Origin of the sequence: Actinoplanes couchii (assembly GCF_016862075.1) — a bacterium.
GTDB classification, from domain to species: Bacteria; Actinomycetota; Actinomycetes; order Mycobacteriales; family Micromonosporaceae; genus Actinoplanes; species Actinoplanes couchii.
In genome coordinates this window covers 40,218-59,065 of the sequence record NZ_BOMG01000037.1, presented here as the reverse complement: position 1 = coordinate 59,065, position 18,848 = coordinate 40,218, and the positions used below count along the sequence as shown (strand labels likewise).

Genomic DNA, 18,848 nt, shown 5'->3' with positions numbered 1-18,848 from the left:
CGCGCTATTTGGTTTCACCTGTTGCCGCCGATGGAGGGGCCAGGGTCAATTTTGTGCTCCTGTGCCGGAAGCAAGACGGGATCCACTCCATTTTCGGTTTCCCAAGGGTTGTTCGGATCCCAGCGCCGCCGAGATTCTTCACTTTCTCGAGCGGATCGGCGTTGGCTTGGGTGGGCGCCCCCGTCTTGGCCGATCATGCCCCCGATTGGATTAGCCTTCTGCGCGGCTCGGCCCAGGGTGCCAGACCGGCTGCCCCGGCCCGAGCCAGGACCACCTAAGCCAGGGTTAGCGCCGATGATGTTTCCATGCTGACCGCTGGCCCCACGGGCGCCCGGAGAACCTGTAGTGGGTGAGAGGCCGCCCGGTGGGACACCGTTCGCTGCTGGGTTACGGGGCAAATGCGTCGATGTTGAAGATCCACTAGACGGCGTGAGCCCGTAGGGCCCCGGTGTGCTTGTGTTCGGGGGATTTATCCCAGAGGGGGTGGTGGAGGTGGAGGGAAGGCCGGGATTCGGAGAGGTCGAATTTGGCCTTGTGCCACCTAGAACCGGGCCGTTCGAGGGATTGCGAGGGATCGTTGACTGATCAGTTTTATTCCGGTTAGGAGTGGAAATTTTTTTCTGTTTATCGGGATGCGCTATCACGGATCGCGAGGGACGTGTTCGGCCTGTCGCCCGGCCAGATGAGATGGATTTTGTCGGTGTCGGGATAGCAAATCCGGCGCCACCCGAAATTCCAGAGTCGGCTTGATCGTCGCGTAGTTGCAGCGGCGAGTACGGCTTCGGGTGGACCAGGGACGTTTGGGCGGCTGCCAGTTCGGCGCTTAGGGACGTCATTATTGTGGCTGCCTGCTGGCGTAGGTTTTCCTGGCGGCCGTCTGGGAGTGGGTTTTGGGGGGCTACGAAACCCTCTGGGCGGTCCTTTGCGGCGGCGTCGTACTGGGCCAGCATCAACTTGTTCTTCTCGTACTGCTCCTGCAGTGGCTGCATGTTGCTCTTTGCCGACGCCACTGCGCTCAGCACTGCGGAGAAGGTCGAGTGGTTGGCCACCGCGGCCTCGTACGTCTCGGTGAGGCTCGCTATCAACTGGTCTAAGCGGTCCACGTACGCCTGGGAAGCCTTGTTGCGCTCCGGCGGCCACGCCTGGATCAGCTTGTCCTTGTAGTTCTCGATCTGGGTCCGGTGCATCAGGGCCAGCTCGTAGGACCTGCGCCAGCCGTCCACCGCCGGCTGGTACGGAGAGCTTTCGTGCCCGCTGATCGCATCCCACATGTAGGGGAGCTCTGCCGTCGACCAGTTGATGTCGCCGCCCGCTCCGCCGGCCTCGTACAGGGCCATCAGACCTCCCCGGCGTGATGGTCGTCGTTGTGGGTGGCGTTGGTGGTCTTGAAGGCCGCCTCGACGTCGGAGAGTTTGGCCTTGGAGAAGGCGTCCGAACCGCGGTACTGAGCGCTGATCGTCTCGGCCGACGTGGCGAACTGGTACGTGCCCTCGACGTAGCTGTCCACGTTCTGCTGGGTGGAGTCCTGGGCCTGCTGATGCGCGTACAGGAACATCTGGAAGTTGTAGAACCCGCCGCCGGAGGGGATCGTGGCGAACATCGACTCGACCGCCGCGTCGGCGTGGGGCATGTAGTTGTCGACCAGGTCGGCCTTCAGGCCGGCTGCGAACTCCTCCATGGCCGCGATGTCCGCTTCGATCCCGTTGATGCTACTGAGATCGTAATTGTCGACCGAGCTCTTGTATGGCTCGTTGTCCACCGGCACCAGCGCCACCTCCATCGACCGCCAACGAATGCAGGTTAGCGAATCTCGACGGGCGCCTCTGCCCCCTGTGGATAACCCTCAGCGGGCCCTTGCGGACAACCCTCAGCGGGGAAGTGCCGAGGTCCGCCAGTTGCGCGCGACGGTACCGGGGCGTCCTGTGCGCATCCAGTCTGAGACGGGTTGCGACGGTGTGGGGTGATTGACCGAAGTGGATCGAGATGCCAGGATGGCGGCCAGTGCGGCCAGTTCATGATCGTCTAGGCTTCCGCGTACGACGCTGACCAGCGGTTCCTCATTCATCAACCGAGCGTACGACGCACAGCCGGAGTTCCGGTGACACGTGTCCCACACTCGGCTGATCAATTCGCGGCCGCTCGACAGAACCAGGTATTTTCTGCGTGATGTCTTCTTCTCCCCCTCCCGTGGTCGCTGATCGGTACCGGCTCGTTGCGCCGCTCGGTCAGGGCGGGATGGGTCGTGTCTGGCGAGCGACCGATGTCGTCCTGCACCGAGAAGTGGCGATCAAGGAGCTCGTGCCGCCGCCGGGGCTGACCCCCAGCGAGCGGCAGGAGATGCGCGAGCGTTCTCTCCGTGAGGCGCGCGCCATCGCCCGGCTCAACAACATCAACGTGGTGCGCGTCTTCGACGTGCTCAGCACGGATGCCGACCCCTGGATCGTGATGGAGTACGTGCCGTCGCGCTCGCTCCAGGACGTTCTGGCGCAGGACGGCCCGTTCAACGCCCTGCGTACCGCCGAGATCGGCCTGGGTGTGCTGAACGCGCTGCGTGCGGCCCACCGCAACGGCGTCGTCCACCGTGACGTCAAGCCGGGCAACGTGCTGATGGGCGCCGACGGCCGGGTGGTTCTGACCGACTTCGGCCTGGCCACCGTGCCGGGTGACCCGAACGTGACCCGGACGGGTCTGGTGCTGGGTTCACCCGCCTACATCGCTCCGGAGCGCGCACGGGACGGCACGGCTGGTCCGGGTGCCGACCTGTGGTCGCTGGGCGCCACGCTGTACGCCGCGGTCGAGGGCCAGTCCCCGTTCGCGCGCCCCTCGGCGATCGCGACGCTTGCCGCCCTGGCCACCGAGAACGTGCCCGTCGCCCGTAACGCCGGCCCGCTGAAACCGGTGCTCAACGGCCTGCTGCGCAAGGATCCGGCGCACCGGATCAACGCGGAGGAGGCCGATCGGCTGCTGTCCCGCGCGGCCGGTCGCCGTTCCAAGATCACGTTCCCGATGAGCCCGACGATGCGCCGCCCGGGTGCCGGCCGGGAGCGCCCGTCGCTGCCCAGCGGCCCTGGTGGACCGCCGGTTCTGCCGGGTGCCGGGTGGGCGACCGCGACGGGTTCCGCCCCGGTCGTGCCGAACCCGCGCCCGCCCGTCGCGCAGCCGCCCGCCGCCGACGGCCGCCCGCCGCACTTCGCGCAGGGCAAGGCCCAGGTGTCACCGGATCGCCGTCCGGCGAAGCCCCTCGACGCGACCCGGCTCGACACACCCCCGGTCAGAGACGAGATCAAACCCGTTTCCCCTGGTACGGGTAATGCCCACGGCATCCACCCGGGTCAGCCGCCCCGGACCGCCCCGGGCCAGGTGCCGCCTCCGTCGGACCGCCGGGCCACCGGCCGTTCCACGGTCAGCCGCCCGCCCGGCGGGCCGATGGGTCAGCCGCCCGCTGGGCCGGTAGGCCAGCCGCATGCAGGTCAGATGGGTCAGGAGTACGGCGGTCAGCAGTACGGCGGTCAGCAGTACAGCGGGCAGGGCCAGCCGTCCGCGGGCCGGCCCGGCGATCGCCCGTCCACCGGCACTCCGATGGGCCGGCCGCCCGCCGGGTTGTCGGGTCAGCCGTCCGCGGGCCGACCGGGTGACCGGCCGTCCGCCGGTCGTCCGTCGGTGCCGATGCCGCCCTCCGGCAAACCGGTCGAGGTTCCGCAGAGTCTGGCCGCCGCACCGACCAACGCGCTGCGGACCGGTTTCACCGCCGCCGACGTCGCCGCGAACCGGCGGAAGCAGGCCGCGCCGGAGCACGAGCGCTCGCTCGCGCAGGCTACGTCGGGTTTCCCGATCGTCACGCCGCGTAGTAATTCGGATGCTGAACAGTCCGTTGAGGACAGCGCCGCGCCGGTAGAGACGAAGAACACACCAGAGATTTCTGAGCCCGCCGCCAAGGCGGAACCGCAGGTGGAAGCGGGGGTGACGTCGGCGCCCGCCGACGGATCGACGTCGGTCGAGACCTTGGCTGAAGAAGCGACAGAAGCGTCGAAATCGGCCGAGCCCGAGACGGCGGCCGAGTCGGCATCCCCGGCGGGCATCGCGGCGGCCACGGTGACCGGCACGACAGCGGGAACCACCGCGGCCGGAGTCAACGCGCCTGGAGTCAACGCGCCTGGAGTCAACGCGCCTGGAGCCAACGCGCCTGGAGCCAACGCGCCTGGAGCCAACGCGCCTGGAGCCAACGCGCCTGGAGCCAACGCGGCGGAAGCCGGCACGGCGGGATCTGGCACGGCCGGATCCGGGACCGCCGGAACCACGGCGGCGGAATCCGGCACGACGGGAACCGGCACGACGGGAACCAGCACGACGGGATCTGGAACGGCGGAAACCACCGCGGCGGGATCCGGCACGGTGGGTTCCGGGACGGCTGGATCCGGCGCGGCAGGGCTTGGTGAAGCGGCGACCGGCGCGACGAAGAGCAGCGCGACGGGAATCGATCCTGCGGAAGCCAGCACCAGAACGACCGGGACCACCGGGACGACGACGGCGACCGGGACGAGCGGGACGACGACGGCGACTGGGACGAGCGGGACGACGACGGCGACTGGGACGAGCGGCGCGACTGCGACGAGCAGCTCGACCGACGCGAGCGCTGCGGCGACCGACGCGGCTGAGGTCAGCGCTGCGGGATCTGTCACGGCAGGCACCGCGGCCGCGGGGACCAGCGTGCCGGGGATCAGCATGCCGGGGATCAGCGCGGCGGAGAACAGCGCGACGGAAGCTGGCACCACGGAGTCCGGCGCGACAGCGAGCAGTGCGGCCGAAAGCGGCACCGCGCAGCCTGCCAACGCGCAGGCAAAGGCTGACAACGGTCCGGCAAAGGCTGACAACGGCCTCGCGAAGGCCGACCAGGCCGCCGGGCAGGCGAAAACGGCCGAGCGGCCCGCCGAAGCCCCGCAGGCCGAGCAGCCGAAGCCCGCCGCCCCGGAACCAGAGGCCCCGAAGGCGGAGGCCCCGAACCCCGACCCGCGACCCGAAATCCCGCAGGTCACGCCGGCACCGCAGGCCGAGGACCGGACCACGCTGCTGGCGCCGATGCCGAAGGCGGAGGAGAAGACGACCTTCCTGTCCTCGCCGCCCGAGGACCGCACGACGCTGCTGTCACCCCCCGCGGAGGAGAAGACCTCTCTCCTGGCGAGGCCCCCGGCGGACGAGAAGACGTCGCTGTTGGCGAGGCCCCCGGCGGACCAGTCCCGGCCGCCGGTGGACGACGACCGTACGTCGGTGGTCAACATGCCCCCGCGTCGCCGCATCGTGACCAGCAACCCGGAGCCGCAGCACGGCGGTGGGGTGCCCGGCGGTTTCAACCGGCCGTCCCGTCCGGCGTGGACGCCGATGGAGTTGCGCCCGGCGTCCCGCCGCGGTGGGGTGACCATCTTCGGCACCACGCTGACCCGCCGGCAGGCGGTGATCGCCCTGGCCATCGTTCTCACGTTCGTGCTGTTGATCGGCATCATCGTGGCGCAGGCGTTCGGCAGTGACGACACCGAGACCCCGCCGGTCTCGCAGGGTGGTGTCGGCTCGGTGGCTCCGGCCCAGCCGAGTGACGGCGCCGCCTCGACGGGCACGTCGCCCACGCCGTCGTCGGCGCCGCCCAGTTCGGCGCCGGCCGCGACGATTCCGGACGGCTGGCGGACCGCGAGCTTCTCCGGCCTGAGTTTCCCGGTCCCGGACAACGCCAGGAGCTCCGGCGGCGGCAGCAGCACCACCTACAGCTGGGGCAAGGGCCGGCAGTTCCGCATCGACATCGTGTCGGGCAAGAACGACCCGGTCGAGTACCTGGAGAAGGACGGCAGCATCGGCTCGATCCTGTCCGGCCCGTCCGCGGTCGACTTCAACGGCAAGAAGGCCGCCGATGTGGAGTACAACCGCAACACCAGCATCACGCAGCACGTGGTGCGGCGGGTCACCACCGACGGCGGCCGGACCATCGTGCTGACCTGGTACACCGAGGCCGGCGACTGGGACAAGGCGAAGTCGGACCTGGAAGCGATCTACGCGAACCTCAAGTACAAGTAGCCGCTGATCACCTCCATGCGTGAGATCCGGATGACTGGGTAGTTATCCACCATCACGGATGGAGGTGCGATCATGAGCTCCCGACGGCACGGCACCAAGCCCGCGCTCGCTCTGTGGATGCTGGTGGCGGTGGCGGACATCGCGATCCTGGCGTCCACCGAATTCCTCGCGGTTCTGCTGGTTCTCTCCGCTCTCGCCCTGGTCACCGGGGTCGGCGTGGTCGCGGCCCGGTCGATCGGGCGCCCGCAGCCGAAACCTGTCGAGGCTGTCATGAGGCGACGCGCATAGCCGGATCGGCTACAGTCCCCGAGTGTCGATCGACGGTGTGACTGACCTCTGGGACCAGCTGTTCGGGGCGCAACCCGATCCTCCGGGGATGCTGGTTCTGCTCACGGCGGTGGCCGGTTTCCTGGCGGTGGCGATCCGCCCGGTGTGGCGGGTGACCCGGAATGCGGTCACGATCGCGCACGAGGGCGGCCATGCCCTGCTCGCCCTGTTGACCGGGCGCAAGCTGAAGGGCATTCGCCTCGAGTTCGACACGTCCGGCCTGACGCTCTCGTCCGGCCGTCCGACCGGGCTCGGCATGATCCTGGTGCTGCTCTTCGGTTACATCGCGCCGTCGCTGGTGGGTGTGCTGGGGGCGTGGCTGCTCGGCGGCAACCGGATCACGCTGCTGCTCTGGCTGGCGGTGGTCCTGCTGCTGCTCATGCTGATCAACATCAGGAACCTGTTCGGTGTGGTGTCGCTGCTGGTCACCGGTGCGATCGTGTTCGCCGTCTCCTGGTTCGCCGAACCCGAGACACAGGCGGCTTTCGCGTACGCGGGAGTCTGGTTCCTGCTCTTCGGTGGTGTCCGCCCGGTCTTCGAGCTGCAGAGCCTGCGCAGCCGTGGCCGGATGCGCGATTCGGACGCCGACCAGTTGGCCCGGCAGACGCATCTGCCGGCGCTGTTCTGGGTCGGCGTCTTCCTCGTCGTCAACCTGATCGCGGTGGCGACCGGCGCGTTCCTGCTGGCCGGCCAGTGGCTGCCGGCCGACATCGGAACAGGGCTGTAAAGCGTGTCAGAGCGGGATGTTGCCGTGCTTCTTCGGCGGCAGCGTCTCCCGTTTGGTCCGGAGCATCCGCAGCGCCTTGGTCACCTGGATCCGCGTCTGTGACGGCTGGATGACCGCGTCCACATAACCCCGTTCGGCCGCGATGTACGGGTTGGCCAGCGTGTCCTCGTATTCGCGGATGAGTTCGGCCCGGCGCTGTACCGGGTCGTCGGCACCGGCGAGTTCGGCCCGGTGCAGGATGTTGACGGCGCCCTGTGCGCCCATGACGGCGATCTGCGCGGTGGGCCAGGCGAAGTTGACGTCGGCGCCGATGTGCTTGGACCCCATCACGTCGTACGCCCCGCCGTAGGCCTTCCGCGTGATGACTGTCACCTTCGGAACCGTGGCCTCGGCGTACGCATAGATGAGTTTGGCTCCTCGCCGGATGATGCCGTCCCACTCCTGTCCGGTCCCGGGCAGGAAGCCGGGCACGTCCACGAAGGTCAGCACCGGGATGTTGAAGGCGTCGCAGGTGCGCACGAACCGGGCCGCTTTCTCCGAGGCCGCGATGTCGAGGGTGCCGGCGAGGTTCATCGGCTGGTTGGCGACGACCCCGACCGGGCGGCCCTCGACCCGGCCGAAGCCGACCACGATGTTCTGCGCGTACAGCTCCTGCACTTCCAGGAACTCGTCGACGACCGTCTCCACGACCTTCTTGATGTCGTACGGCTGGTTGGGGGAGTCCGGGATCAGGGTGTCGAGTTCGAGATCGGCCTCCGCGGAAGCCTGTTCATCGAGGAAGGGCGACTCGTCCAGGTTGTTGCTGGGCAGGTAGGAGAGCAGCGCCCGGACGTACTCGACCGCGTCCTCTTCATCGCTGGCCAGGTAGTGCGCGTTGCCGCTGCGGGTGTTGTGGGTGCGCGCCCCGCCCAGCTCCTCCATCCCGACCTCTTCACCGGTGACCGTCTTGATCACGTCCGGTCCGGTGATGAACATGTGCGACGTCTGGTCGACCATCACGGTGAAGTCGGTGATCGCCGGGGAGTAGACCGCGCCGCCCGCACACGGGCCCATGATCAGCGAGATCTGCGGGATGACGCCGCTGGCCCGGACGTTGCGGAAGAAGATGTCGGCGTAGAGGCCGAGCGCGACCACACCCTCCTGGATGCGGGCGCCGCCGGAGTCGTTGATGCCGATGATCGGGCAGCCGATCTTCATGGCCAGGTCGAGCACCTTGACGATCTTCTCGCCGAAGACCTCGCCGAGGGAGCCGCCGAAGACCGTGAAGTCCTGGGAGAAGACGCAGACCTGCCGGCCGTCGACGGTGCCGTAGCCGGTGACCACGCCGTCCCCGTACGGCCGGTTCTTCTCCAGGCCGAAGGCGGTGGACCGGTGCCGGGCCAGCTCGTCCAGCTCGACGAACGAGTCCTTGTCGAGCAGTAGTTCGATCCGCTCGCGGGCGGTCTTCTTGCCGCGGGCGTGCTGTTTCTCGATGGCTCGCGCGGAGCCGGCGTGCACCGCCTCGTCGGTGCGGCGGGCGTGGTCAGCGAGCTTGCCGGCGGTGGTGTGGATGTCGGGCGGCGTTGTCACGATGGTCTCCACGCTATCGAGCGGCCAAGGGCTCGTTCAGGTTAGCGAATTTGATATCGCACAGCGGGGGCGTCGCTACGTGCGCGTTTCATACCCAATGCCCCATTCGTTACATCCGTCGTGACGAACTGGATGACCGTGGCCGGGCTCGCCTTCATCGCGGGCGGTCTGGCCACGCTGATCAGCTTCCGCGCCGTGTTGTTCGGCGGCCGGGCTCGTCGGCGGGACCGGGACGGCTCATCCGCTCGCCGCCGGCGCACGCCCGCACCACGCCCGGCGCCCGTTTCACCCGCCAAGGCGGCGGCCTCGGTGAAGGCACCGTTGAAAGCGCCGGTGAAGGCACCGATGAAGGCCCCGGCGAAGGCGCCGGTGAAAGCCGAGGTCAAGCGACAGGTCGAGATCAAGAGACCGGCCGGCCGCGCCGTGGTGAAACCGGTGCCCACCGGCCTGGCCGACATCGGCCTGGCCGACGACGAGGACGAGGACGCGCACCGGCGGCTCGGCCTGGACGACCAGGATCCGGGCGAGGAGGAGTCCCCGGAACCGCGACCGGAACGCGAGGAGGAACGCACCGGCTGGGAGGACGGCTACCTGGAGGACGAGCTGTGGCCGCCGCGCCGCCGTCGTCGTGACCCGGAGCCGGGCGGCCGGGCCTGGGCGGCGCGTGACGCGGAGAGCCCGCGCGGGTACGCCGGCCGCTACCCGGACCGGCCGATCCCGGACTGGGACTGGCCCCGGTACTCCGACGTCGACGAGCGCCTACCGACCGGCGACTACTGGACCCCGGTGCCGGACGACCTCTACACGTCGTCGGCCATGGACCCGCTGCCGCCGGTCCCCGACTACGAGCCGGCGACCGGTTTTGATCTACCACCGATCCCGGCGACCGGCCCGATGCCGGAGTGGCCGCCGCGCAAACGCCGGATCCACCTGCCCCGCTCGTGGGCCGGCCGCGACGACGCCGACCGCCCCTACATCAGCCGCCACTCGATCGAGGGCCACTAGGCGCCGGGTGACGGATCCTCGCTCTCGCGAGATCCACCACACAGGGCCTAAGCTGCGCTGATGGCTTATACCGATCTCGACCGGCCGCCACTGTCCGAGCGGGCGCTGGCCCGGTCCCTGGTCACCCCGGGCGGCCTCTGGTCGCGGATCGAGGTGCGCGAGGAGACCGGCTCGACGAACGCCGACGTGGCGGCCGCGGCCGCGCAGGGCGAGCCGGAGGGCCTGGTGGTGGTGGCCGAGAGCCAGATCGCCGGGCGGGGCCGCCGGGACCGGCAGTGGACGTCACCGCCGCGGGCCGGGATCACCGTGAGCGTGCTGCTGCGGCCCGGCCCGGCGGTGCCGGCGTCGGCGTACGGCTGGCTGCCCCTGCTCGCCGGGGTGGCCCTGGTCGAGGCGGTGACCCGGGTGTCCGCTGTGGAGGCGGCGCTGAAGTGGCCGAACGACCTGCTGGTCGGCGAGCGCAAGTGCGCCGGGATCCTGGCCGAGGTGTCCGGTGACGCGGTGGTGGTCGGGATCGGCCTGAACGTGAGCACCCGCGCCGGGGAGTTGCCCGAGACGACCGGGGTGCCGGCCACCTCGCTGCGGGTGGCGGGCGCCGAGAAGATCGACCGTGACCCGCTGCTGAAGGCCCTGCTGCGCGGGATCGACAGGTGGTACGGGGGCTGGCGCGAGGCGTCCGGCGACGCCGAGATGTGCGGGCTGCTCGCCGCGTACCAGCGGCACTGCACGACGATCGGCCGGGACGTGCGGGTGCTGCTGCCGGCCGGCGGTGAACGGACCGGCGAGGCGGTCGCGGTCGACCGGGACGGGCAGTTGGTTGTCCGTACGGGCGAAGCTGTGGATTTTCGGGTCTCGGCCGGGGATGTCCTGCACGTACGCTGACCGCGTGTCGTTCCCGGAGGAGCTGCTCGCCGACGAGGAGGAGATCGTCCTCCACCTGCGCGGGCACTGGAAGGCGGCGGTCGTCCCGGCCGTCCTGCTGATGCTGGCCGTGACCGGTCTCGTGACGGCGTGGGTGCTGCTGCCGCCGAGCGAGGGCGGCCGGATCGGCCTGCTGATGGTGGCCGCCCTGCTGTTCTACTACGGATCCCGCTACGGTCTGCGCCCGCTGCTGTCCTGGTGGACCACGGAGTACGTGCTGACCGGCGAGCGCCTGTTGATCCAGCGGGGTGTGCTGGTGCGGGAGCGGCGTGACCTGCCGCTGAACCGGGTCAACGACCACGCGCTGACGCAGAACCCGCTGGACCGGATCTTCGGCAGCGGCACGCTCGTCGTCGACTCGATCGGGGACCAGCGTGCCGTCCTGGCCGGGGTGCCCGCCGCCCAGCTGGTGCAGAGCACCCTGTACGAGCTGATCGAGCTGGCCCCGGCCGAGGCGGAGCCGGTCAGCGAGGATCCAGCTCCGGCCGCAGATCGAGGTTAGCCGCGCTGCCCGGCTCGTCGATCGCGCTGAGCTCGGCGAGACCGGCTGTCGCGTCCATGTCGGCGATCGCGCCCTCGTGCCCGTCGACCGGCGGCTTCAGGAAGACGAACGTGCGGTACGACCAGAACCGGAAGATCGTGGCGATCACGATGCCGGCCGTGGTCACGGCGAGCAGCCGCAGCTTGTCGTCGTGTTCGGAGAGACCGAACCCGTACTTGCCGAGCGCCGTCATGCCGGACTGGATCAGCATGCCGATCAGGTTGAAGCCGAAGAACAGCGTGTACTCCCGGCGCAGGGCGGTCCGGGTGTGGTGCCGGTACGTCCAGTACCGGTTCGCCAGGTACGCCAGGGTGGTGGTGATGACCGTCGCCAGGACGCTCGACTTCACCGGCCCGATCGGCATCGCCACGTAGTAGATAGCCAGGTACAGCAGCGTGTTGCCGGCCCCGATGACGCCGAAGGCGAGTGCTTCGGGGGCAAGGTGACGGACTCGTTCCGTCAGCGTGCTGACTGAGGGCATTGGGCAACCTTACGGGAGCGGGGGTGTTGACACCGGGTCACTGTGAGGCCGGTGACTGCTCGGCCGGGGCGGCGTCGACCCGGAAGACGTAACGACGGTAGGACCAGAACCGGAACAGGGTACCCAGTGCTGTCCCCACCCCGAGGCCCGCGATGTTGTCGGCCAGGCGGCTCTGCGCGGGCGCCCAGACCGACCCCAGTCCGTAATGGCTGATGGCCAGGCACGCCAGGCTGATACCCAGTCCGATCAGGTTGAGAACGAAGAAGGTGGTGTACTGCCGGGCCATGCCGGCGTGGTCGCCCGCGTCGCGCCAGGTCCAGAACCGGTTGCCCAGGAACGCGATGGTGGTGGCGATCGTGGTGGACACCGCTTTGGCGCTCAGCGTCTCCAGGTCCTGCCCCAGCAGCAGGTTGTAGAGGGCCAGGTCGACCAGGAAGGCGGTGCCGCCGACCGCCCCGAACCTGAACAGCTCCCCGATCCGCGGCACAGGTCCGAGCCTACCGGCGCTCGTGCTACCCGGACGTCTCGGCATGGTGACGTTGCCGATACGGGGCGTTGCGGAAACTGTCCACCTCGCGGATCTCGGCGAGCCGGTCGCGACAGTCCGAACACCAGGTCAGGTGGTTGCCCATCCGGTGCGCGTCGCGAGGCGCCAGCCGGCCGCGCACCTGTCCGCCGAGGCGCTCGGCGGCCCACCGGCACTCCGGGTGGTCGGCGGTCGCGACGTGCTGCTGGAGGTAGTTGCTGCGCAGGCCCTCGCGGGCGCGGTGGGCCAGGACGGCCACCGCGTTCGGGGTCAGGCCCATCCGGGGCGCGAGCTCGGCCGGGGTGCTGCCCTCGATCTCGGTCTGCCACAGCACGTCCCGCCAGCGTTCGGGCAGTTGCCGGAACGCGGCCGCGGCGAAGGTGCGTTCCAGCCGGTCCAGGGCCGGGTCGGTGAACGGTTCGCCGGGGTCGTACCGGGTCAGGTCGTCGGTGAACTCCAGCCGCCGGTCCATCCGGGCCCGCTGGTACCAGAGGTGCCGCATGGTGGTGTGCAGGTAGGCGCGGAACGCGATCAGCGGGCCGCGGCCGGTGCGCAGGGCGGCGAACACCTTGACGAACGTCTCGGCCACCAGGTCGTCGACGTCGGCGGGACGGTTGACCAGACCGAAGGCGAACTTGCGGGCTGCCGTGTGGTGCCGCTCGTAGAGCGTCCCGTACGCGGCGGTGTCGCCGGCCCGGACCGCGGCGAGTAAGCCGGTGTCCGAGTCCGCGTCGGTGCCCGGGATCGTCATTCCGCCTCCTGTGGCAGGAACTGCGAGGAAAGCCCGATTACGCGGAGTATAGAGGGTTAAGTCCTTTTTGTGAAAGTTGTCAGGAGTGCCGGTGTGGCTCGGCCGGATCGGGCGCGCTTGCGCACTGCTGCACTTTGCGGCGAAGAATCGATCGTTTACGCGCAGGTAGGCCAAAGATTGTGCGGTTGTCCACAGGTTCGGCCGATGAACTCAACGCGTTGCCGGGCTTACGCTGACGTGACTCCCATGACAAAAGCCGGTTTGTGCCGGTTGATCAGTCATAGGTCAGTGCCGACCGAAGGAGCTTCATCTTGTCTCAGCCCCCAACCTCCCACTCCCGTCTACTCGCGTGGATCGACGAGGTCGCCGCCCTGACCACGCCCGACCGGATCGTCTGGTGCGACGGTTCCGAGGCCGAGTGGACCCGGCTCACCGACGAACTGGTCGACTCCGGCGCTCTGGTGCGCCTCGATGAGAAGAAGAAACCGAACTCGTTCTGGGCACGCACCGATCCGTCCGATGTGGCGCGGGTCGAGGAGCGCACCTACATCTGCTCGGTGGACGACGCCGACGCCGGGCCGACCAACAACTGGATGCCCCCGGCCGAGATGAAGCAGCTGATGACCGAGCTGTACCGGGGCTGCATGACCGGCCGGACGATGTACGTCGTCCCGTTCTGCATGGGCCCGCTCGACGCCGGCCAGCCGATGTTCGGGGTGGAGCTGACCGACAGCCCGTACGTGGTGGCCAGCATGCGGATCATGACCCGGATGGGCACCGAAGTCCTGGCGAAAATGGGTGCGGACGCGGACTTCGTCCCGGCCCTGCACTCGGTGGGCGCGCCACTCCGCAACGGCGAAGCCGACAAGGCCTGGCCGTGCAACGAGATCAAGTACATCTCGCACTTCCCGGAGACCCGGGAGATCTGGTCGTTCGGCTCGGGTTACGGGGGCAACTCGCTGCTGGGCAAGAAGTGCTTCGCGCTGCGGATCGCCAGCGTCGCCGCCCGGGACGAGGGCTGGCTCGCCGAGCACATGCTGATCATGAAGCTGACCTCGCCGGAGGGCGTCGTCAAGTACATCGCCGGGGCGTTCCCGTCGGCGTGCGGCAAGACCAACCTGGCGATGCTGGACCCGACTCTCGACGGGTGGAAGGTCGAGACCGTCGGTGACGACATCGCCTGGATGCGGTTCGGTGAGGACGGCCGGCTCTGGGCCACCAATCCCGAGTTCGGGCTGTTCGGCGTCGCGCCCGGCACCGACTTCCACACCAACCCGAACGCCATGCGCACCCTGGCCAAGGGCAACTCGGTCTTCACCAACGTGGCCCTCACCGACGACGGCGACATCTGGTGGGAGGGCATGGGCGAGCCGCCCGCGCACCTGACCGACTGGAAGGGCCGGGACTGGACACCCGCCTCGGAGGACGTCTCCAGCCACCCGAACAGCCGGTTCTGCACGCCGATCGAGCAGTGCCCGATCCTCGCCGACGAGTACCACGACCCGCGTGGTGTCCCGATCGACGCGATCCTCTTCGGCGGCCGGCGCAAGACCACCGTCCCGCTGGTCAGCGAGGCCCGCGACTGGGTGCACGGGGTCTACCTCGGCGCCACGCTGTCGTCCGAGACCACCGCGGCCGCGGTCGGCCAGGTCGGCGTGGTCCGCCGCGACCCGATGGCGATGCTGCCGTTCATCGGCTACCACGCCGGCGACTACTTCCAGCACTGGATCGACATGGCCAAGGGCGCGTCCGGTGACGCCGCCAAGCTGCCGAAGATCTTCTACGTCAACTGGTTCCGGCGCGGCGACGACGGCCGGTTCCTGTGGCCCGGATTCGGCGAGAACAGCCGCGTCCTCAAGTGGGTCGCCGAACGCCTCGACGGCAAGGCCGACGCCGTCGAGACCCCGATCGGCCACGTGCCGACCCCGGAGGCCCTCGACCTGACCGGCCTCGATCTCGAGCCGGCCGACCTGGCGGCGGTGCTACGGGTCGACCCGGCCGAGTGGCAGGAGGAGATTCCGCAGGTCACCGAGTGGTTCGTCCGGTTCGGCGACAAGCTTCCGGCGGTCCTCTGGGCCGAACTGGACGCGCTCAAGGCCCGGTTGGCCGACGCCTAGACCCCCGGCCGGTCCCATCGCGGCAACGGCGCCGCCGATGGGACCGGCCGGTCGGCGTCCCTGGGCGGGGGTGGCTACGCTTCAGGGTGATGAGTCTGCGTTCTCTGGTCTACAGGTTCTACGAACGGCGGCTGGCGAAGAAGCTGGCCGGCAAACCCGTGCCCAAACACATCGGTGTGATGTGCGACGGAAACCGCCGGTGGGCCCGGGAGATGGGGTTCGTCGACCCGAACGACGGGCACCGCGTCGGCGCGATCCGGGTCAAGGACCTGCTGACCTGGTGCGACCAGTCCGGTATCGAGCACGTCACGCTCTACCTGCTCGCCACCGACAACCTGCAGCGGGCCGCCAGCGAGCTGGACCCGCTCGTGAAGATCATCGAGGACCTGGCGACCGAGCTGGCCGAAGAAGGCAACCCGTGGCGCCTGCGGATGGTCGGCGCGCTGGACGTGCTGCCGTCCGCCACCGCCGCCACGCTGAAAGCGGTCCAGGAGAAGACCCGGGACCGCTGTGACGGTGTCGAGGTCAACATGGCAGTCGGTTACGGCGGCCGCCGCGAGATCACCGACGCGGTCCGCTCCCTGCTCTACGAGCACGCGGCCACCGGCGGCACCATCGAGGAGCTGGCCGAGATCCTCGACGTCGAGCACATCGCCGAGCACCTCTACACCCGCGGTCAGCCCGACCCCGACCTGGTCATCCGCACCAGCGGCGAGCAGCGCCTGTCCGGCTTCCTGCTGTGGCAGTCGGCCCACTCGGAGTTCTACTTCCACGACGCCAACTGGCCGGACTTCCGTCGCATCGACTTCCTGCGGGCCCTGCGCTCCTACGCCACCCGTCAGCGTCGCTACGGAGCCTGAAACCTTTCTTCTGGTACGGGGTTACTCCTCCCGTAGACCCACACCTCACGTGGCCACGACGCGACGCGGGCGATCCTCACGACCGCCCAGCGGCCGCCGGGCCGGATGCGGTGGTCCGGGATGGAGAAGCCGCGACCACCGCATCTCGCCCGGCGGTCGCCGGGCGGTCCGGGGTGGCGCGGACCTCGCGTTGTCGCCACGGGACGTCCCCGATGTGCGGAGCGTCCCATGGCGTACCGGCAAAGGGTTCTAGAAGCGCCGCAGGCCCTCGGTGAGGAAGGCGGCGACCGCGTCCGGCGAGTCCAGGGTCAGGTCCGCGGCGGCGGAGACCTCGTCACCCGTCTCCGGGTTGGCGACCGCGACGGCCATGCCGAAGAACGCCGGGTCGACCGCCTCGCGGGCGCGCAGAGCGTCGAAGGCCTTGATGTCGGACATGTCGTCACCGAAGTACCAGGCGCAGCCGGCGTTCCGGACGCTCTCCGTGATCACCATGCCCTTGTCCTGGTCGACGGGCGGTTTCAGCTCGACGACCATCCGGCCGCGCTGGGTGCGCAGGCCCAGACGCTCGGCCTGCTCGTGGGCCCAGCGCTCGACCGTCGCCGCGTGCTCGGGCGCGGTGCGGTAGTGCAGGGCCACCGAGAGCCTCTTGTACTCCACCAGGATGTCGGCGGGCAGCTCGGCGCGGGCGGCCTCGGACAGGTCGGCCATCGCGGGCACGAACTCGAGGGCGGCCGGGTTGGTGACGATCTCGCCGTCGTGCCAGACCTCCAGCCCATAGAGGCCGTGCAGGTCGACGTTGTCGAGGGTCTCGAACCGGGACCGGAGAAAACTGACCGGCCGGGCTGAGACGATCGCCACACGGGCGACGGACTCGGCCAGACGGGCCAGCACCCCGGGAACGGACGGCACCGGCTGTGAGACGTCCGGATCGTCGGTTACCGGTGAGAGAACACCGTCGAAATCGAAGAAGAAGGTGGTGGACGACGCGCGTGAAGCGGTGAACGTCCAGGCTTCTTCGGTGGTCAGCGGGTGGATGGGACGTTCGCTCTCTGCCACGGAAGCCAGACTACCCGCGGATCACCATGTTTTAAGCCTGCCGATTTCGCGGTCGCCGGCGGTCACCCGGTAGTGCCCGATTTTGCGCACTACCGCGGGACGTAGTTGACCGCTAGCGTTTGAGTCATGGCACGGGGTCATCCCGGGCCAGCCGGTCGGCCCGGACCTGCGACGACGTGCGCCACGGGGAGTGCGATCCGACTCCGTGTTTAGGGCCGGCGACCGGAGGTGGCGGACCGCGGGCGGACCGGGTTGCACGCCCGCTGGAGCAGGCCTGTGACATCTCGCCGTACCGATGCCGGGGTCGACCACAACCCGGCCGAAAAAGTCTCCAGCAGCACTGCCGCGCCGGGCCGCCGTAGGGCCCGTGACCGGCACGCCGACGCGGAACCCGCCAACGCCGGCAGGGTCTTCGTCCTGGACACTTCGGTCCTGCTGTCCGACCCGGCGGCCTTCCGCCGGTTCGCCGACCACGAGGTGGTCGTGCCTCTCGTGGTCATCTCCGAGTTGGAGGGCAAACGTCACCACCCCGAGTTGGGCTGGTTCGCCCGGCAGTCGCTGCGGACGCTGGACGAGCTGCGCATCAAGTTCGGGCGCCTGGACCAGCCGGTCCTCTGCAACGACGAGGGCGGCACGCTGCGGGTGGAGCTGAACCACGCCGATCAGAGCGTGCTCCCGCAGGGTTTCCGCAACGACTCGAACGACACCCGCATCCTCTCGGTGGCGCTCGGCCTGGCCGCCGAGGGCCGCGAGGTGACGCTGGTCAGCAAGGACATGCCGCTGCGGGTCAAGGCGGCGTCGGTCGGCATCACCGCCGACGAGTACCGCCACGGCCAGGCCAGCGACCCCACCTGGACCGGCATGTCGGACCTGGAGCTCTCCGAGGAGCAGGTGGTCTCGCTCTACTCCGGTGACGAGCTGGAGGTGGAGCAGGCCGAGAACCTGCCCTGCCACACCGGCCTGGTGATCCACTCGCCGCGTGGTTCGGCGCTGGCCCGGGTCAACCCGGACAAGTCGATCAAGCTGGTCCGCGGCGACCGGGACGCGTTCGGGCTCCGTGGCCGGTCGGCCGAGCAGCGGGTGGCACTGGACATCCTGCTCGACGAGCAGATCGGCATCGTCTCGCTGGGCGGCCGGGCGGGCACCGGCAAGTCCGCGCTGGCCCTCTGCGCCGGCCTGGAGGCGACGATGGAGCGCAACCGCCACAAGAAGGTGGTGGTGTTCCGTCCCCTCTACGCGGTCGGCGGCCAGGAGCTGGGCTATCTGCCCGGCAGCGAGTCGGAGAAGATGTCGCCCTGGGCCCAGGCGGTGTTCGACACCCTCGGCTCGGTGGCGCACGCCAACGTGGTGGAGGAGGTCATGGCGCGCGGCATGCTCGAGGTGCTGCCGCTGACCCACATCCGGGGCCGGAGCCTGCACGACGCGTTCGTGATCGTCGACGAGGCGCAGTCGCTGGAGCGCAACGTGCTGCTCACCGTGCTGTCCCGGATCGGGCAGAACTCGCGGGTGGTGCTCACCCACGACGTCGCCCAGCGTGACAACCTCCGGGTCGGCAGGCACGACGGCGTCACCGCGGTGATCGAGGCGCTGAAGGGGCACCCGATCTTCGCCCACGTGACGCTGACCAGGTCGGAGCGGTCGCCGATCGCCGAGGTGGTGACCGACCTCCTGGAGGAGATTCCGCTGTAAGGCTTCGGTGGGACGCTGGCGTGGCGACTATGTGCCGGAATTTACCAAAACGGTGCGTGACTAAAGTCACATCTCCACGCTGGCGTTTCACATCCCCTTCACGTTGGGCCATCGTGTTCCGCGGGCACCTTCCGGCGACTTGATCGGTCGCGGTGCCCGCGGCGATGGTCCGGCCCAGGGTCGGGATCGCCGCTCATTGCCCCCGACGAAGGGAAACT

General features: G+C 69.2%; 16 protein-coding genes and 1 pseudogene. 9 read left to right on the top strand and 8 right to left on the bottom strand.

Annotated elements, in window-relative coordinates; genetic code table 11:
* Positions 1-14: 14 nt before the first annotated feature.
* The 3 genes from Aco03nite_RS12675 to Aco03nite_RS54675 form a co-directional block, all read right to left on the bottom strand.
* Complete coding sequence (locus tag Aco03nite_RS12675; RefSeq protein ID WP_203795251.1) at positions 15-1,337, bottom strand: hypothetical protein; 1,323 nt, start codon at positions 1,335-1,337, stop codon at positions 15-17.
* Positions 1,337-1,780, bottom strand: coding sequence for a hypothetical protein (locus Aco03nite_RS12670; RefSeq protein ID WP_203795250.1), 444 nt, complete (start codon positions 1,778-1,780; stop codon positions 1,337-1,339). Before Aco03nite_RS12670 ends, Aco03nite_RS12675 begins: the two co-directional genes overlap by 1 nt.
* Positions 1,781-1,867: 87 nt before the next feature.
* Positions 1,868-2,065 (bottom strand): acyl-CoA carboxylase epsilon subunit, encoded by a 198-nt coding sequence (locus Aco03nite_RS54675; protein ID WP_203795249.1) that lies wholly within the window; start codon positions 2,063-2,065, stop codon positions 1,868-1,870.
* 101 nt (positions 2,066-2,166) lie between these two features.
* Between Aco03nite_RS54675 and Aco03nite_RS12660 the strand changes: the two are divergent.
* From Aco03nite_RS12660 to Aco03nite_RS12650, 3 genes and pseudogenes are all read left to right on the top strand, one after another.
* Positions 2,167-3,246, top strand: a pseudogene (locus Aco03nite_RS12660) (serine/threonine-protein kinase); the annotation flags it as partial.
* Between the two features lie 2,886 nt (positions 3,247-6,132).
* Positions 6,133-6,348, top strand: a complete 216-nt coding sequence (locus Aco03nite_RS12655; protein WP_203795248.1) for a hypothetical protein — start codon at positions 6,133-6,135, stop codon at positions 6,346-6,348.
* 22 nt (positions 6,349-6,370) lie between these two features.
* Positions 6,371-7,114 (top strand): M50 family metallopeptidase, encoded by a 744-nt coding sequence (locus Aco03nite_RS12650; RefSeq protein WP_203795247.1) that lies wholly within the window; start codon positions 6,371-6,373, stop codon positions 7,112-7,114.
* 6 nt (positions 7,115-7,120) lie between these two features.
* Here the strand turns inward: Aco03nite_RS12650 and Aco03nite_RS12645 are convergent, their stop codons facing one another.
* On the bottom strand, positions 7,121-8,683 hold the full coding sequence (locus Aco03nite_RS12645) for an acyl-CoA carboxylase subunit beta (RefSeq protein ID WP_203795246.1): 1,563 nt from the start codon (positions 8,681-8,683) through the stop codon (positions 7,121-7,123).
* A gap of 120 nt (positions 8,684-8,803) precedes the next feature.
* Here Aco03nite_RS12645 and Aco03nite_RS12640 point away from each other — a divergent pair, with 120 nt between their 5' ends.
* Genes Aco03nite_RS12640 through Aco03nite_RS12630 form a run of 3 tightly spaced genes read left to right on the top strand, consistent with a single transcriptional unit; the run spans position 8,804 to position 11,111 of the window.
* Positions 8,804-9,688 carry a hypothetical protein gene (locus Aco03nite_RS12640; RefSeq protein WP_203795245.1) on the top strand — a complete coding sequence of 295 codons (885 nt, stop codon included), beginning with the start codon at positions 8,804-8,806 and terminating at the stop codon, positions 9,686-9,688.
* Positions 9,689-9,748: 60 nt separating this feature from the next.
* Positions 9,749-10,570: a biotin--[acetyl-CoA-carboxylase] ligase gene (locus tag Aco03nite_RS12635; RefSeq protein ID WP_203795244.1), complete on the top strand. Its 822-nt coding sequence runs from the start codon at positions 9,749-9,751 to the stop codon at positions 10,568-10,570.
* A gap of 4 nt (positions 10,571-10,574) precedes the next feature.
* The gene (locus tag Aco03nite_RS12630) at positions 10,575-11,111 is read left to right on the top strand and encodes a PH domain-containing protein (protein ID WP_203795243.1); all 537 of its coding nucleotides are present in this window, start codon (positions 10,575-10,577) and stop codon (positions 11,109-11,111) included.
* On the opposite strand, the gene Aco03nite_RS12625 is transcribed toward Aco03nite_RS12630, so the two are convergent.
* The 3 genes from Aco03nite_RS12625 to Aco03nite_RS12615 are packed head-to-tail and all read right to left on the bottom strand — an operon-like array spanning position 11,074 to position 12,908.
* Positions 11,074-11,631 (bottom strand): GtrA family protein, encoded by a 558-nt coding sequence (locus tag Aco03nite_RS12625; RefSeq protein WP_203795242.1) that lies wholly within the window; start codon positions 11,629-11,631, stop codon positions 11,074-11,076. The two genes, Aco03nite_RS12630 and Aco03nite_RS12625, sit on opposite strands and share 38 nt — an antisense overlap.
* Positions 11,632-11,668: 37 nt before the next feature.
* Positions 11,669-12,163, bottom strand: coding sequence for a GtrA family protein (locus Aco03nite_RS12620; RefSeq protein WP_203795241.1), 495 nt, complete (start codon positions 12,161-12,163; stop codon positions 11,669-11,671).
* Positions 12,144-12,908 (bottom strand): sigma-70 family RNA polymerase sigma factor, encoded by a 765-nt coding sequence (locus Aco03nite_RS12615; RefSeq protein ID WP_203795240.1) that lies wholly within the window; start codon positions 12,906-12,908, stop codon positions 12,144-12,146. Before Aco03nite_RS12615 ends, Aco03nite_RS12620 begins: the two co-directional genes overlap by 20 nt.
* Positions 12,909-13,219: 311 nt before the next feature.
* Here Aco03nite_RS12615 and Aco03nite_RS12610 point away from each other — a divergent pair, with 311 nt between their 5' ends.
* A complete protein-coding gene (locus tag Aco03nite_RS12610; protein WP_203795239.1) occupies positions 13,220-15,025 on the top strand; it encodes a phosphoenolpyruvate carboxykinase (GTP) in 1,806 nt (601 codons plus the stop codon).
* 89 nt (positions 15,026-15,114) lie between these two features.
* A complete protein-coding gene (locus Aco03nite_RS12605; RefSeq protein WP_203795238.1) occupies positions 15,115-15,885 on the top strand; it encodes an isoprenyl transferase in 771 nt (256 codons plus the stop codon).
* 249 nt (positions 15,886-16,134) lie between these two features.
* On the opposite strand, the gene otsB is transcribed toward Aco03nite_RS12605, so the two are convergent.
* The gene (gene otsB, locus Aco03nite_RS12600; RefSeq protein ID WP_203795237.1) at positions 16,135-16,941 is read right to left on the bottom strand and encodes a trehalose-phosphatase; all 807 of its coding nucleotides are present in this window, start codon (positions 16,939-16,941) and stop codon (positions 16,135-16,137) included.
* 276 nt (positions 16,942-17,217) lie between these two features.
* Here otsB and phoH2 point away from each other — a divergent pair, with 276 nt between their 5' ends.
* On the top strand, positions 17,218-18,630 hold the full coding sequence (gene phoH2 / locus Aco03nite_RS12595; RefSeq protein WP_203795236.1) for an RNA 5'-3' helicase PhoH2: 1,413 nt from the start codon (positions 17,218-17,220) through the stop codon (positions 18,628-18,630).
* Positions 18,631-18,848: the final 218 nt, after the last annotated feature.